Raw genomic sequence first — 14,467 nt, forward strand, 5'->3', positions numbered from 1 at the left:
CCACGTGCCGGGGGCCCTTCGTCGTGCCACGTGAAACGGTGCGAAGCCCGCGAGCTGCTACCCCAGCTCCGCCGGCGGCGTCCGCTTCGCGTCCACCTTCTCCGTGCGCTCCAGCTCGCCCCACACCACATAGCGGTACCTCGACGTGTAGACCGGTGTGCACGTCGTCAGCGTGATGTAGCGGCCGGGCCCTGTCCTGCCCGACTCCTTCGGAACCGGATCCAGCACCTTCACGTTGAACTTCGACGTCTCCGGCAGGGCCGCGTACACCTTGTAGACGTACCAGTTGTCCTTCGTCTCGAAGACGATCGAGTCGCCGTTCTTCAGCTTGTCGATGTTGTGGAACTTCGCCCCGTGTCCGTCCCGGTGCGCGGCCAGCGAGAAGTTGCCCTGCTTGTCCCACGGGAAGGCGGACTTCACCGGGTCCGTGTAGTAACCCGCGACCCCCGCGTTGAGCCCCTTGCTGTCGGTGCCCTTCCTGACGAGCACCTCACCGTTCTTCATCGCGGGCACGTGCAGGAAGCCGATGCCGTCCTTGGTGTCGAGGGCGCCGGGCGCAGTGCTCTCCCACTGGTGCCGCACGTCGTCGCCCTGCTTGCCCGCCTCGCGGTCGGCCAGCACGTTCGTCCACCACAGCGAGTACGCCACGAAGAGGCCGAGGAGCAGCCCCGCGGTGATCAGCAGTTCACCGAAGACGCTGATCGCGCCCGCGATCCGCCCCCGCGCACGCGAGACCCGACGCGGCGGCGCCAAATCCCCTTCCGCCCGCTCGTCCTGCTCGGTCCTCGCTGCCACCGCACCCGTCCCTCATGTCCTGGTCGCCGGCCCGTACCGGTCTCCGCCGGTCGCCGAACCGTCCTCAGCCGCTCTCGGCTGCTCTGCCGACCGCTCTCAGCCGTCGAGCGCCGCCGGCATTCCCTTGCTCCGGGGCCGCTCGTCGACCATCTTGCCCCAGACAATCAGCCGGTACGTGCTGGTGAATTCAGGGGTGCACGTCGTCAGGGTGAGGTACCGCCCGGCCTTGGTGAAACCGGACCCGGGCGGCACAGGCCTGATGACCGAGACATTTGCCGGAGACGTCTGCGGCAGCATCGACGTCATCTCGTACGTGTAGAACGCGTCCTGCGTCTCGACGACGATCTTGTCGCCCTTCACCAGCCGGTTGACGTAGCGGAAGGGCTCGCCGTGGGTGTTGCGGTGCCCCGCCACGGCGAAGTTCCCCTGCTTGTCGGCCGGCATCGCCGTCTTCAGCTTGCCGTCCGCGTAGTGACCGACCATGCCCCGGTCCAGCACCTTGTGCTTGTCGATGCCCTCGGCCACCGGAACCTTCACGTCCAGCTTCGGGATGTGCATGATCGCGAAACCCTGGCCCGGCTCGAACGCCCCGGCCGCCTTCGGCTTCGCACCGTCCTTCGCCCAGCCGTCCTGGAGGCTGTGTCTGGCCCCGTCGGCCTGCATCCCGGCCCGGACGTTGGTCCACCACAGCTGGTACGTCACGAACAGCAGCATCACCACGCCGAAGGTGATGAACAGTTCCCCGACGAACCGGCTGACGACCACCCCCGCACCGTCCGTCCGCACCGGCGCACCGGCCCTGGCCCCCCGACGGCGCCCGGCACGACCACCGGGCTCGGGGCCGGTTCCGGAGCGGGGGCCGGGCTCGGTGGAGGTCCCGGAGCGGGGGCCGGGCTCTGTCGAGGCCCCGGTGTCGGTGTCGGCATCGACTATTCGGCGTCGGCGCGGCGGCGAGATCGTCGACAGCGCGAACGTCTCGTCGTTCGCGGGCTGTTCGTATACGTAGCTCTGCGGCTCCGGCTGCACGTAGGTCTGCGGCTCGGGCCGTACGAACGTCTGCGGCTCCGGCGGTACGTAACCCTGCGGCTCGGATACGTAGGCCTGCTGAGGCGCCTCGGTCTGCTGCGGCCCGTACCAGTCGCGTCGGTACCCCTCCGGGTCGTACCACTCCTCGGGCTGGGGGTACGGATACTGCGCCTGCTGGTACTGCTGCTCCTGGTAGGGGGGCGGCTGTACGGCCCCCTGCTGCCCCGCGTACGGCTCGTACGCCCCATATGGCTCCGGGGTCCAGCCCGCCTGCTCCTGCCCCGGCAGCGGGTCGTTCAGCGGGTCCGCGAGCCGGTCCACCGCCGCACCGAGGCCGTCCGCCCCGAAATCACCCTGTCCGCCGTACTGCCGCGCCCCGTACGCCTGCTGCTGCGGGTCGTACTCGTACTCGTGGGGCGCTTCGTACCCGGCGGCATCGTGTTCGGGGCGGAGCGCCGTCACGCGCCGGCCTTACCTGCACCCACCACCGGAGCCAACCCCACCGACCGTCCCACTGCCTGGGTGTCGCCGCACTGCACGAGCCAGTTGGCCAGCATCAGGTGCCCCCATTCGGTGAGCACCGACTCCGGGTGGAACTGCACGCCCTCGACCGGAAGATCACGGTGCCGCAGCCCCATCACGATCCCGTCGGCGGTCCGCGCGGTCACCTCCAGCTCGGCGGGGACGGACTCCGGCTCGGCCGCGAGCGAGTGGTAGCGGGTCGCCGTGAAGGGCGACGGCAGCCCGGCGAACACCCCGGCGCCCTCGTGCAGCACCGGCGACGTCTTGCCGTGCAGCAGCTCCGGGGCCCGGCCGACCACGCCTCCGTACGCCACCGCCATCGACTGCATGCCCAGACAGACCCCGAAGACCGGAATGCCGTTGTCCGCGCAGTGTCTGACCATGTCGACGCAGACGCCGGCCTGTTCCGGCGCACCGGGTCCCGGGGACAGCAGCACGCCGTCGAAGCCGTCCTGGGCGTGCCCCAGCCCGACCTCGTCGTTGCGGAGCACCTCGCACTCGGCGCCCAGTTGGTACAGGTACTGGACGAGGTTGAAGACGAAGCTGTCGTAGTTGTCGACGACCAGAATGCGCGCGCTCATGAGCCGTCCGTCCCGTTCGTACCGTCGACCGTCACTTCACCGAACGGCAGCAGGGGCTCCGCCCACGGGAAGACGTACTGGAAGAGCACGTACACCACCGCGAGGATCAGAACGAGCGAGATGAACGCCCGCACCCATGCGTTGCCCGGCAGATGCCGCCAGATCCAGCCGTACATGCTGCCCCTTCCGTGTCGTCGTGACCCAGACTAAAGGGCGGCGGCAAGCAGCTGGGGTCAGCCGGTCAAAGCCGCGGGCCTGCCCTTGCCGACGGGCTGCGTCGCATCAAGATGTGCCCACGCGACCAGCCGGTGGCTGCTGCCCCACTCGGGGTCGCAGGTGGTGAGGGTGAGATAGCGCCCGGGCCCGTCGAACCCGGCCTTCCGCGGCACCGGGTCCACGACCCCGACGTCGCTCGGCACGGTCAGGTACGGCAGCTTGTCGATGCGGTACGTGAACCAGGTCGCGCCGTCGCTGAGCACCACCGCGTCTCCCGGCCGCAGTTCGGGAAAGTCCTTGAAGGGGTCGCCGTAGGTCCTGCGGTGTCCCGCGACGGAGAAGTTTCCCGTCTCGCCGAGCCGCGCCGTGCCCGCATAGTGGCCGAGGCCCTTCTTCAGCGTTCCGGTGCCGGTGCCCTCCAGGACGGGCCAGTCCCACTTCTTTCCGAACCGGGGCACGTACATGACGGCGAAGGGCTTTCCCTCACGGTACGAGGGCGGGGCGGGCGGCGCAGGTACGGCGGCGGACCCCGTGGGGGTGGCGGTGGCGGCCGGCCGGTGCGACCACTCGTCCTGGAGGGCGTCGATCTGCCCGTCGGACGCACCGGCGGCCTGCACGCCGGTCCAGAAGAGCACGTACACGACGAACAGGACGACGACGGCGCCGACAGTGATGCAGAGCTCGCTGAAGGTTCTGACGGCCAGTCGTAAGGAAACGGACGCGGACACGGTGTGGTCCCCCCTCCCGCCGCGCGTGACTGTCGCCCGTGACTGTCACGCGTGAGTGCTGCGGCGACTGCTGCGGCAGCCGCGGCTGCTACTGCTGTACGGGCTTCGCGTAGTGGAGATCCACTGTGCCCGAGTAGCCGGGCAGAGTCATCGCCTCGTGCTCCTCGACTTTCCAGCCGAGCCCGTACGCCTTCACGTACAGCTGGTAGTTCTGCAGCGCGGGGGAGGCGGTCAGCGCCCTCTTGAGGCTGCCGCGGTCGCCGACCGCGGTGACGGTGTACGGCGGCGAGTAGACGCGGCCCTGGAGGATCAGGGTGTTGCCGACGCAGCGGACGGCGCTGGTGGAGATGAGGCGCTGGTCCATGATCTGGATGCCCTGGGCGCCGCCCTGCCAGAGGGCGTTGACGACGGCCTGGAGGTCCTGCTGGTGGATGACCAGGTCGTTGGGGTTCGGTTTCGGGTAGCCGGGGTTGGCGGTGGCGCCGGGCGGGGCGTCGTTGAGGGTGACCGTGAGGGCCTGGCCCGCGAGCTTCTTGGCTCCGGCGGCCTTCTCCAGCGCACCGAGCCTGGCGTCCTCCGCCTCGGTGCTGCCGTCGTCGCGCCGGGCGAGGGCGTCGACGTCGCTGCGGACGGCGCCGGTGGACTTCTCCAGCGCCTTGTTCTTCTCGCTGCGCTGCCGGGTGAGGTCGGAGAGCTTCAGCAGCGAGTCGTCGGTGCGGATGTTGGTGCCCTTGGCGGTGTTGAAGCTCGTGACGAAGATGAGCCCGGCGAGGGCGAAGACGGCTGCGGTGAGCAGGCGCACGGGGCGCAGCGCGGGACGCCGTACGGCAGACCGGTCCGGGGACTGGTCGGTGGACCGGTCCGAGGAGTGGTCCGAGAGCTGTTCCGGGGACTGGCCCGGGGACGGTTCTGCGAGCCGATCCGCGGGCCGTTCCCCAGACCGTTCCGTGGACTCGTCCGGGGAGTCGGCAGAATTGCTCATACCCTTATCTCCTTCGACGCCGCGGAAGCACTACGCTAACGGACGCCCGGGGGAGGCGGTGTTTCCCCTGACGGCGCCCGCCTTGCCCCTTGGCGTCACGCCACAGTTCCCTGCGCGGTAACGCAGCGCATCGACAGGAGAGTCCCTCGTGCCGAAGTCACGTATCCGCAAGAAGGCTGATTTCACGCCTCCGACCGCCACGAAGCAGGCAACCGCGATCAAGCTGACGAGCCGCAGCTGGGTGGCGCCGGTGATGCTGGCGCTGTTCCTCATCGGTCTCGCCTGGATCGTGCTGTTCTACGTGACCGAGGGCGATCTGCCGATCAAGAGCTTGGAGAACTGGAACATCGTGGTCGGCTTCGGCTTCATCGCCGCCGGCTTCGGCGTCTCCACCCAGTGGAAGTAGAGGCACTTCCGGGGCCCGCCCCGCAAGCACTGCCCAGAACTGTCCACAGCGTTATCCACACCTGAGGAAAAGTTACGACGATCTGTGGATAACTCTCACGCTGTTGACGCCAGTGTGATCGCATCCTCACCCTGCACCTCACTGTCGCCCCTTGTCCTGGCTGGAAAAACCCAGCTCAGCGACAAGGGGCTCAGTTGTTCCCCCGTCTCCCCACAGAATGCACAGCTTTCGCCACGCGCTGTGGACAACGTACGAAGACCGGGGTCACGGACCGGAAGGGTGGGGCCGGGAGGGCGGGAACCAGGCCGGGACCGAGGTCCGTCCCGGCGTCCCCTCACACGGTGAGCGCGGCCGTCCTGACCAGCACCGTCACCAGGACCAGGACGAAGACCAGCCCGAAGGTCCCGTACTGCACGAGGTTGCGCTTGTCCCGCGGCGCCCCGATCAGTCCGAGCGTGATCAGCACACCCCCGACGAGGCCGCCGATGTGCGCCTCCCAGGCGATGTTGCTGCCGCCGAAGGTGAAGATCAGGTTGATGACGAGCAGGGCGATGACGGGCCGCATGTCGTAGTTCATGCGCTTCATCAGGACGGCGGTGGCGCCGAGCAGCCCGAAGATCGCCCCGGAGGCGCCGAGCGAGGGCTGGTTCGGCGCGGCGACCGCGTACGTCAGCGCACTGCCCGCGAGCCCGGACAGTACGTACAGGCCGATGAACCTGGCCCGTCCGAGCGCCGCCTCCAGCGGGCCGCCGAGCCACCAGAGCCCCAGCATGTTGAAGGCGATGTGCCAGATCTCCTGGTGCAGGAACATCGAGGTGAACAGCCGGTACCACTCGCCTGCGGCGACACCGTCGAAGACGAAGGTCGGTGGCGCCGGCCATGCTCCGAGCAGGTAGAAGTCACTGACGATCCGCTCGCCCGTGCCGGGGATGTACACAAGGGCGAAGACCGCCAGGTTCAGCCCGACCAAAATCTTGGTGACGAGCCGGGAATCGCCGCTGCTGACGGCGGTGCCCGCGATGTTCCGCGGCTGGTTGGCGGTGGGTGCGTGCCCGGTGCCCGACCCGTTCCGTACGCAGTCGGGGCACTGGAAGCCGACGGACGCGTCGATCATGCAGTCGGTACAGATCGGCTTCTCGCACCGGGTGCACCGGATTCCGGTCTCCCGGTCGGTGTGCCTGTAGCAGTGCGGAATCGATCCGTCTGCGTCGGCGGGCTGTGGGTCCGGGCTCTTCGGCGGCTGGTCCATGCCGTCCATTGTCACGATGTCAGCGCGTCTGGACGACGACTGTCTCCAGAACGATGTCCTCGACGGGGCGCTCGGTGCGCGGGTGGCGTTCGGCGCGGGCGATGGCGTCGACGACCTTCTTGCTGGCCTCGTCGGCGACCTCGCCGAAGATCGTGTGCTTGCGGTTGAGCATCACGGTCGGCTCCACGGTGATGAAGAACTGCGAGCCGTTGGTGCCGCCGGGCCCGGCATTGGCCATCGCCAGCAGGTACGGCTTGTTGAAACTGAGTTCGGGGTGGAACTCGTCGGCGAACTCGTACCCGGGGCCACCCATTCCGTTCCCGAGCGGGTCGCCGCCCTGGATCATGAACCCGCTGATCACCCGGTGGAAGACCGTGCCGTCGTACAGCTTGTCGGTGGTCCTCTCCCCGGTCTCCGGATTGGTCCACTCGCGCTCGCCCCGGGCGAGCTCGACGAAGTTGCGGACCGTCCTGGGAGCGTGGTTCGGCAGCAGCCGGATCTCGATGTCGCCCCGGCTGGTCCTGAGGGTGGCGTAAAGCTGCTCGGCCACGGGTCTGCCTTCCGCTGGGTCCTGGCGCCTGCCGAGTGGTCCGGCGAGCCTGCGCCGATCCTCGCACGGGGGCCCGGCCGACCTGCCCGGCGACCGGCTTTCTTCGGACGAGTCCGTACGGAACCGGGGCGATCGACGGCGAAGCGTGGCATTGTCGTCCGCAGTTCCCCTTGCACCGTATTTGCCCCATGATCTTCGTTCATGACCCGGATGCCCGTCCACACATGCCGCACATACCTGTGACGGGCATGATTTCGGTTTGGGTGGAAAGGCGCATCGACGAAGCGCCACCGAGGAGGAGGATTTCCGTGACCCGTAAGGACAGCGTGCGCAGCGCGACCGGTACGGCGAAGGACAGCGTGCGACACGCCGCCGAAGTGGTGGCGCCCTACGCGGGCACGGCCAAGGAAACGGCCGTGCATTACGCGCACGAAGCCCGGACCCGGCTCGCACCCCGGGTTTCGCATGCCACCCATCAAGCGGCCGAACAGGCCCGCGCCCAGTACGAGGCACATGTCGCGCCTCATATCGAGCAGGCGCGCACCCATGTCCCGGCCCGGGTGGACGAGGCGGCCCACAAGGCCGCATTCGCGACGAGGAGGGCCGCCCGGCAGGCCGCGGACTACACCGTTCCGCGCGTCGAGCACGCGGTGGCGGCAGCTCAGCCGGTACGGGACGAGGCAGCGGCCCGCAGCGCGGCCGCGCTGGCCGCACTGCGCGGCCAGGTCTCCCCGAAGGAGGTCCAGAAGCTGGTGCGCAAGCACGAGCGCCGGGCCCGTTCGGGGCGTCTCGCCAAGCGCCTGACGGTGCTGGGCCTGCTGGCGGGCGGTGCGTTCGCCGCCTGGAAGTGGTGGGACAAGCAGGCCAACCCGGACTGGCTGGTCGAACCCCCGGCCGCCACGGAGGTCCACGACCGCGCACCGCTGACCTCGGTCGACGGCAGCGACCAGGACATCCTCGACCCCGAGGTCCAGGCCAAGCAGGCCGAGGCCGAGGCGGCGGACCCGAAGGACCGCTGAGCGGCCACCGGGCGCCCATGCACCCAAAAGAAGACCCCCTGGCCTGCGAAGAAGCAGGTCAGGGGGTCTTTTGCTGTGGAGCCTAGGAGATTCGAACTCCTGACATCTGCCTTGCAAAGGCAGCGCTCTACCAACTGAGCTAAGGCCCCGAAAAGGGTGTCCGGAACCGAGCGGAACAGCGCTCGGACACCGACGCACACCAGAGTAGCGGGTGACCCCCACAATTCCGCAAACAGATTGGGGCTCCCCGTCCGCGACCACTCTCCGTAAGATGCTCCGCGAGGTTCGCAGCAGCGAAGGGGAGACGCAGATGGACGCAGCACAACAAGAAGCCGCGGCAAGAGCCAGAGAGCTTCAGCGCAGTTGGTACGGGGAGCCGTTGGGGGCGCTCTTCCGTCGGCTCATCGACGATCTGGGGCTCAACCAGGCCCGGCTCGCCGCCGTACTGGGCCTGTCCGCGCCCATGTTGTCCCAGCTGATGAGCGGCCAGCGCGCCAAGATCGGCAACCCGGCCGTGGTCCAGCGTGTCCAGGCACTGCAGGATCTGGCCGGCCAGGTGGCCGACGGAAGCGTCAGCGCGGGGGAGGCGACCGACCGCATGGAGGAGATCAAGAAGTCCCAGGGCGGATCCGTCCTGAACGCCACCAGCCAGACGACGGCAAGCTCGGGCGCGCCGACGGTACGGCGCGTGGTGCGCGAAATCCAGTCGCTGCTGCGCTCGGTGGCGGGGGCCGGGGACATCATCCACGCCGCGGACTCCCTCGCCGCGGACCACCCGGAACTGGCAGAGTTCCTCCGGGTGTACGGCGCCGGGCGCACCGCGGAGGCTGTCGCGCACTACGAGGCACATCAGAGCTGACCGGCCGCCGGCAGGGACACGGGCGGCGACACGAAGCGGACCGGGAGCGGGCGCAGCACAATGGGTGAGATATTCGCGGGCCGGTACGAGCTGATCGACCCGATCGGGCGCGGCGGAATGGGCGCGGTCTGGCGGTCCTGGGACCACCGGAGGCGCCGCTACGTCGCGGCCAAGGTGCTTCAGCAGAGCGATGCCCACACCCTGCTGCGCTTCGTACGCGAGCAGGCGCTGCGCATCGACCATCCGCACGTCCTGGCGCCTGCCAGCTGGGCGGCGGACGACGACAAGGTCCTGTTCACGATGGACCTGGTGAGCGGTGGTTCGCTCGCCCACGTCATCGGGGACTACGGCCCGCTCCCGCCCCGCTTCGTGTGCACCCTCCTGGACCAGCTCCTCGCCGGTCTTGCCACGGTGCACGCGGAGGGGGTCGTCCACCGCGACATCAAGCCGGCGAACATCCTCCTGGAGGCGACCGGCACCGGCCGGCCGCACCTGCGACTCTCCGACTTCGGCATCTCGATGCGCAAGGGCGAACCCCGCCTGACCGAGACCGACTACGTCGTCGGCACCCCCGGCTATTTCGCACCCGAGCAGATGCTGGGCGCCGAACCGGACTTCCCCGCCGACCTGTTCGCGGTCGGCCTGGTCGCCCTCTATCTGCTCCAGGGACAGAAGCCGGACTCCAGAGCTCTCGTCGAGCACTTCGCCTCTCACGGGACTCCCACCGCCCCGGAGGGCGTGCCGGAGCCCCTGTGGCAGGTCGTCGCGGGCATGCTCCAGCCCGACCCGCAGGCCCGGTTCCGGACGGCCACGGGGGCGCGCAAGGCACTGACCGCGGCCGTCGAGATGCTCCCCGAGGCATCCCCCGACGAGGACCCGGTCGAGGTCTTCGACCAGATCGGCCCGCTGCCGCCGGGCTTCGGCCCGTCCGGCCCCCAGCCGCCCGCCCCGCCTCAGCACACCCAGGAGGAGGGCCCCCTCACCCAGGGCCACATCCAGCACCCCGCCCAGAGCCAGGGCCAGAACCACACCCCCGGCCAGGCCCCCAGCCACGGCCAGAACCTGAGCCACGCCCAGCACCTGGACCATGCCCAGGACCCCAACGGCCAGGCCCCGTCCGGCCATTCTCCCTACCCCGGTCCGGCCCAGGCACCGACTCCGACCCCTGCTCCCGCCCCTTCCCCGGCCCCGGCTCCCGCCCCGGCCCCGCAGTCGGCGGCCATGTCGCAGACCGGCAGCTTCCACCTCGCCCCGCCCCCGCAGCAGGTCCCCGGCGCTCCCCACTCCTTCCCGGCCCAGTCCCCGACCCCGTCGGCTCCTGCGCCTGCGGCGCCCTCGTCCGGCATGCCCGCTCACGCGGCTCCCCCCTTCCCCGGTGCGGCCCCCAACCTCGCCCAGACACCGGCCGCCGCGGTCGGCCACCCGTTGCCGTCCACCCGTGGGTACACCGCACAGGGCTCCGGGGTTCCCGATCCTGCTGCGCCGGTTCCGTACGGCTCCCTGCCCCCGCAGAGCGCGCCTGTTCCGCTGCAGACACCTCTCCTGGCACCGGGCCGGGCACCGACCGCGCAAAAGCGGCCGGGACCGCCCCCGAAGGTGACGGTCCCGGTGATGGTGCTCGCACTGATCTGCTTCGCCGTGGGCTTCTGGGCCCTGACCCAGACCTGACCCACCTGGCCCAGACCGACCCACCGCCCCAGACCTGACCCACCTGGCCCAGACCTGACCCACTGCTGCCCGGCCCGTACGGACCGGACCGGCAGGTCTCCCCCGGCCCCTCCTACCAGGAGGCCGGAGGCGGCCCGTACCCCTGCTGCGGAGCGGGTGCGGGCTGCGGCAGGGCGTCGCCCGCACCCGCCCGGCGCCGCGCCAGCAGCGTCCACGCGCCGAGCCCCAGGACGAGCACGGTGCCCGCGCCGATCCCGGCCGCCGCGACGAGCTGCATCGTGTCGCTCCGCTCCGCCTGTGGACCGCTCTGCCCGCTGGCCGCCGCGTCCCTGTCGTCCTCCGAGACACCGAAGTCCCCGGCGGCCCCCGCGTAGGCGGGCCCCGGCTTCTTGTCGCCCTTCACGCTGACCCGCAGCGTCAACCCGTACGGCTTGTCCCCGAAGGTCGCGGCGACCTTCGGGTTCAGCGTGACCCGCAGGTAGTACCAGCCCGCGAGCCGCATGTCCTTGTCACCGCTGCTGGAGTCGAAGCGGTTCTCGTACGCCACGGGAGGCAGCGGATCCATCGCCGCCGTCTTCTGCTTCCCGTCGTAGGACATCGAGCTCGCGTCCTGCACGAACCCCCGAGCGGGGTTGTACAGGTCGTAGGAGACGGCGCTGCCCACGAATCCGTTCTTCGCCCCGGTGGCGCTGTGCAGGTCGAGGTCGGAGAAGATCTGCTGTCCCCAGTCGACGGGAACCCGGTAGAACAGCGACTGGCCGGGCTTGATCTCGTCGCGCCACTCGCCGGTGCTCAGCCCGGTGGCGTCGTTGAAGCCCGTCCCGCCGTGGCGCTTCTGCGGCCCGCCGGAGGGCGGGGCGGGAGAGGCACTGGGCCAGCTCTCGGGTGGCGCGGTCGGCCCGGCCGCCTTCAGACCCGGTTCGGACTGGAAGCGGATCTCCAGGTCCCAGTCCTCCGGCGCCGAGGTGGCTGCCGTGGAACGCTCGACGAGCACGTAGTACGTACCGGCCTCCTGGCAGCTGCTGGCGCCTTCCTCGATCGTCCGCGCCGCATAGGTGCTGATCGGGCGGGCGTAGTCGGCCGACCCGAAGCCCACGCTGTCGCCGGAGTCGCAGGAGCTGTTGCTGCGGTCGAGGACCGACACCTTGAGGTCGTCGCCGATCCCGACCTTGGGACCGTTCTTGGGCACGGCGACCGCGGACACGTAGGCGTTGCTCTTGGCGTCGAGGTCGAGCCGGTAGAACAGCTTGCCCTTCGGCCCGATGCTGTCCTTGTACGTCGACCCGGCGGTCAGCGCCGGTGCGTCCGCCGTGCTCGCGGCTCCCCTGACCGGTCCGGCCGCGGTGTCGAAGGCGTACGGTGCGGGCTCGCCCGCCGCAAGTGCCTGCCCCGGCAGGGCCGTCACCGCGCACAGCGCCGCCACCCCGGCGAGCGTCCTGCCCAGGCCCCGGGAGCCCGGGAGCCCCCGGCCTCTGCTGCGCTGCCCCATCACGAGCCACCCCTTGTCGTGTTCGCCGCCGTGCGGCGCCGCATCGCGAGGAGCACGGCCCCGGCGACCACCACGACCGTCCCGCCCGCCACCGCGGCGATCGCGGTGCCGGACCATCCTGCCCCGCCCGCCCCGGCGCTGTCCGCCCGGGGGACCGATTCCCCGGACGGGCCCGGAGCACGGTCGGCCCGCCCCTTCGCCAGAGGTGCGTCGTGCTGGGGTCCTGAGCGTTCGTCACCGAGGACGGCGACCCGCAGCACCACCCCGATCTGCGGGTTCTCGGCGATCTCGGCGGTCTTCGCACCGAGCGAGACCGCGATGTAGAAACTGCCCCTGTCGTGCACGGGGACGGTGTTGGGGTGCGACTCGTAGCGGTTCGTCCAGGCGACCGGCACGGTGCCCAGGCTCGCGACCGCGGGCCTGCCCGTGTAGAGCGTCTTCGGATCGAAGCCGCCGCTGCCGCTGCCTACGGGCGCCCGCGCGGGCGTGTAGATCTGCGTCATGCCGTACGACATGACGCCGGCGCCGCCCTCGACCGTGGGCTCGTTGGCGAACTCCACGTCGTAGCGCACTTGTTGTCCCCAGCCCGCCGGCACCTTGTACCAGAGGGTCTGCGAGGGCAGGATCCGGTCGCGCCACACCCCGGCGGCGATCTGCCGGGCGTCGTTGAAGCCGGTGCCGCCCCGCACGTCCTTCGGGTCGCCGGCCGGCAGCGGCGCCTTCTCGTCGCCCGCCCCGTACTCGGGCTTCGACTCCCCGGGCTTCGTTCCCGGAGGCAGCGGCTTCTCGACGCCGTACGTCAGCTCCAGCGGCCAGCGCCCCGCGTCCGAGCCCTTCTTGCTCACCCGCTCGACGGCCAGCCAGTACCGGCCCGCCTTGTCGCAGCTGGCGGTGCCGCTCTGGCTGGGCACCCGGGCGACCGCCGAGGTCAGCGGTGTGGCGCCCTCGTTCTGGAGGAAGTGCTCGGTGCTGTTCTCGCAGGCACTGCTCTCGTCGTACTCGACGCGGGTCTTCAGCGCGTCGAAGGTGTCCACGGCGGCGCCGGGCTGCGGCACCGCCGTCGCCGAGAAGTTCACGGTCGACACGGCGTCCAGGTCCGCCGCGTAGTAGCGGGTCTCGCCCGGCCCGATGGTGTCGAGGTACTGACCGGGCGTCAGAGCCGGTGCGGTGCCCCGGGCCGGCGCGCCCTCGACCCGCTTGCCCTGGAAGCGGTAGCCGTCTGCGGAGAGCTGGGCGGCGCGCTGGAGCTGGCGTGCCAGCGCCGCCGCGTCGGGGGCGTCGTAGTAGCGCCCGTTGCCCGCCTTCGCGAGGCACTCCAGCTGCTTGCGGGCCGCGCCCTTCACCTGGAAGCCGACGGCGTCGATGCGCAGATCGACACCGCTGCGGCCGAGCTGCTTGGCGACCTCGCAGGGCTGTGGCGTACCGCAGTTGTCCTCGCCATCGGAGATCAACAGCACGGTGCGCTGCCCGATCGACCCGCCAGAAGCCCTGGGAAGGTCCTGTGCGGCCTTCTGGAGCGACAACCCGATGGGAGTGTCCCCCCTGGGCCGTACGCCGTTCACGGCGCGTTTCAACGCCTCCCGGTCGAGCTTCCGTACGGGCCGTACGAGCCGGGTGTCGGTGCACCCCTTGGGCCGGTCCGCGCCGTACACCCGAAGGCCGGTGGGATGGCCGTCCGGCAGCCCGTCCACCACGGTGGACACCGCACTGCGGGCCGCCTCCATCCGCGTACGCCCGGATCCGTCGCCGTCGGCCATCGAGCCGGAGGAGTCGAGCACGATCACCAGGCCGCCCCGGCCGGCATCCGGGCCGGATGTTTCACGTGAAACATCGACGGCCCCTGCGGCCGGAACTCCCGCCAGTACCCCCAGCAAAGCCCCACCGGCCACAACGGCCGCCACCCGAACCCTCACCCGAGCCCCCCCTCGCATCACTATATTTGCTCTCGCAAGCTAGAGATTTGCGCAGGCGAACACAAGGGAGTTGCGTCACCGTCCCGCAACAGGCGCCTCACCAAACCCCCGCACCCAGCCCTTTACACAGCAAAGAACCCCGGCCGCATCAGCGACCGGGGCTCTGCACTCTGACTACTGGAGCTCACACACCCGAACCTGCGGGCACGGAGTCAGTCGCCTCCGTCCACAGATCCTGCTCGGCGCGATCCGCCTGGATCTGGCGGTACACGAGGAGCCCGCCAATGGCGGCCAGTGCGACCAGGAGAAGCTTCTTCACCGCGCTACCTCGTCTTTCCATGACGTAGGAGACCTTTGGCGGCCGACTATACACACCGGCCGATACCGATCGGTGACCTACCGGGGGGTTCAACTTCCGGACGCGCAAAAGCGGTTGGCCCGGACGAGAACTTCCTCGTCCGGGC

15 protein-coding genes and 1 tRNA gene are annotated in these 14,467 nt (G+C 70.1%); 4 read left to right on the plus strand and 12 right to left on the minus strand.

Annotation, left to right across the window (positions count from 1 at the left end):
• Positions 1–57: 57 nt before the first annotated feature.
• The 6 genes from ACWGIG_RS27615 to ACWGIG_RS27640 all read right to left on the minus strand — a co-directional run bounded on the left by ACWGIG_RS27615 (position 58) and on the right by ACWGIG_RS27640 (position 4,679).
• Positions 58–795: a class E sortase gene (locus ACWGIG_RS27615; protein WP_453324388.1), complete on the minus strand. Its 738-nt coding sequence runs from the start codon at positions 793–795 to the stop codon at positions 58–60.
• 96 nt (positions 796–891) lie between these two features.
• A complete protein-coding gene (locus ACWGIG_RS27620) occupies positions 892–2,283 on the minus strand; it encodes a class E sortase (RefSeq protein WP_453324389.1) in 1,392 nt (463 codons plus the stop codon).
• Positions 2,280–2,924: an aminodeoxychorismate/anthranilate synthase component II gene (locus ACWGIG_RS27625; RefSeq protein WP_453324390.1), complete on the minus strand. Its 645-nt coding sequence runs from the start codon at positions 2,922–2,924 to the stop codon at positions 2,280–2,282. Before ACWGIG_RS27625 ends, ACWGIG_RS27620 begins: the two co-directional genes overlap by 4 nt.
• Positions 2,921–3,100 (minus strand): hypothetical protein, encoded by a 180-nt coding sequence (locus ACWGIG_RS27630; protein ID WP_362413033.1) that lies wholly within the window; start codon positions 3,098–3,100, stop codon positions 2,921–2,923. The genes ACWGIG_RS27625 and ACWGIG_RS27630 overlap by 4 nt, the downstream gene beginning before the upstream one ends.
• Positions 3,101–3,157: 57 nt before the next feature.
• Entirely contained in the window at positions 3,158–3,868 is a 711-nt protein-coding gene (locus ACWGIG_RS27635; RefSeq protein ID WP_453324391.1) for a class E sortase, read from the minus strand.
• Between the two features lie 88 nt (positions 3,869–3,956).
• Positions 3,957–4,679 carry a DUF881 domain-containing protein gene (locus ACWGIG_RS27640; protein ID WP_453324399.1) on the minus strand — a complete coding sequence of 241 codons (723 nt, stop codon included), beginning with the start codon at positions 4,677–4,679 and terminating at the stop codon, positions 3,957–3,959.
• A 319-nt stretch (positions 4,680–4,998) separates the two neighbouring features.
• On the opposite strand from ACWGIG_RS27640, the gene crgA reads away from it, so the two are divergent.
• Complete coding sequence (gene crgA, locus ACWGIG_RS27645; RefSeq protein ID WP_453324392.1) at positions 4,999–5,256, plus strand: cell division protein CrgA; 258 nt, start codon at positions 4,999–5,001, stop codon at positions 5,254–5,256.
• 334 nt (positions 5,257–5,590) lie between these two features.
• Here crgA and ACWGIG_RS27650 read toward each other — a convergent pair whose 3' ends face one another.
• Complete coding sequence (locus ACWGIG_RS27650) at positions 5,591–6,505, minus strand: rhomboid family intramembrane serine protease (protein WP_453324393.1); 915 nt, start codon at positions 6,503–6,505, stop codon at positions 5,591–5,593.
• A gap of 19 nt (positions 6,506–6,524) precedes the next feature.
• A complete protein-coding gene (locus tag ACWGIG_RS27655) occupies positions 6,525–7,055 on the minus strand; it encodes a peptidylprolyl isomerase (protein ID WP_453324394.1) in 531 nt (176 codons plus the stop codon).
• A 308-nt stretch (positions 7,056–7,363) separates the two neighbouring features.
• Here ACWGIG_RS27655 and ACWGIG_RS27660 point away from each other — a divergent pair, with 308 nt between their 5' ends.
• Positions 7,364–8,074: a DUF5324 family protein gene (locus ACWGIG_RS27660; protein WP_453324395.1), complete on the plus strand. Its 711-nt coding sequence runs from the start codon at positions 7,364–7,366 to the stop codon at positions 8,072–8,074.
• A 76-nt stretch (positions 8,075–8,150) separates the two neighbouring features.
• Here the strand turns inward: ACWGIG_RS27660 and ACWGIG_RS27665 are convergent.
• Positions 8,151–8,223 (minus strand) — tRNA-Ala (locus ACWGIG_RS27665).
• 161 nt (positions 8,224–8,384) lie between these two features.
• Here ACWGIG_RS27665 and ACWGIG_RS27670 point away from each other — a divergent pair.
• Together ACWGIG_RS27670 and ACWGIG_RS27675 are read left to right on the plus strand one after the other, a co-directional pair.
• Positions 8,385–8,933 (plus strand): DNA-binding protein, encoded by a 549-nt coding sequence (locus ACWGIG_RS27670; protein ID WP_398414116.1) that lies wholly within the window; start codon positions 8,385–8,387, stop codon positions 8,931–8,933.
• A 60-nt stretch (positions 8,934–8,993) separates the two neighbouring features.
• Positions 8,994–10,601 (plus strand): serine/threonine-protein kinase, encoded by a 1,608-nt coding sequence (locus tag ACWGIG_RS27675; RefSeq protein WP_453324396.1) that lies wholly within the window; start codon positions 8,994–8,996, stop codon positions 10,599–10,601.
• Between the two features lie 112 nt (positions 10,602–10,713).
• Here ACWGIG_RS27675 and ACWGIG_RS27680 read toward each other — a convergent pair whose 3' ends face one another.
• The 3 genes from ACWGIG_RS27680 to ACWGIG_RS27690 form a co-directional block, all read right to left on the minus strand.
• Positions 10,714–12,090 carry a hypothetical protein gene (locus ACWGIG_RS27680; RefSeq protein ID WP_453324397.1) on the minus strand — a complete coding sequence of 459 codons (1,377 nt, stop codon included), beginning with the start codon at positions 12,088–12,090 and terminating at the stop codon, positions 10,714–10,716.
• Positions 12,090–14,021: a vWA domain-containing protein gene (locus tag ACWGIG_RS27685; protein WP_453324398.1), complete on the minus strand. Its 1,932-nt coding sequence runs from the start codon at positions 14,019–14,021 to the stop codon at positions 12,090–12,092. Before ACWGIG_RS27685 ends, ACWGIG_RS27680 begins: the two co-directional genes overlap by 1 nt.
• A gap of 166 nt (positions 14,022–14,187) precedes the next feature.
• Positions 14,188–14,322, minus strand: coding sequence for a DLW-39 family protein (locus tag ACWGIG_RS27690; protein ID WP_003958712.1), 135 nt, complete (start codon positions 14,320–14,322; stop codon positions 14,188–14,190).
• Positions 14,323–14,467: the final 145 nt, after the last annotated feature.

The organism is Streptomyces sp. NPDC054863, assembly GCF_053610825.1.

Excerpts from the sequence above, each read along its gene's own strand:
- ACWGIG_RS27675 (WP_453324396.1), top strand. The coding sequence starts at position 8,994 with ATGGGTGAGATATTCGCGGGCCGGTACGAGCTGATCGACCCGATCGGG.
- ACWGIG_RS27670 (WP_398414116.1), top strand. The coding sequence starts at position 8,385 with ATGGACGCAGCACAACAAGAAGCCGCGGCAAGAGCCAGAGAGCTTCAG.
- ACWGIG_RS27630 (WP_362413033.1), bottom strand. The coding sequence starts at position 3,100 with ATGTACGGCTGGATCTGGCGGCATCTGCCGGGCAACGCATGGGTGCGG.
- ACWGIG_RS27680 (WP_453324397.1), bottom strand. The coding sequence starts at position 12,090 with ATGGGGCAGCGCAGCAGAGGCCGGGGGCTCCCGGGCTCCCGGGGCCTG.
- ACWGIG_RS27685 (WP_453324398.1), bottom strand. The coding sequence starts at position 14,021 with ATGCGAGGGGGGGCTCGGGTGAGGGTTCGGGTGGCGGCCGTTGTGGCC.
- ACWGIG_RS27650 (WP_453324393.1), bottom strand. The coding sequence starts at position 6,505 with ATGGACCAGCCGCCGAAGAGCCCGGACCCACAGCCCGCCGACGCAGAC.
- ACWGIG_RS27625 (WP_453324390.1), bottom strand. The coding sequence starts at position 2,924 with ATGAGCGCGCGCATTCTGGTCGTCGACAACTACGACAGCTTCGTCTTC.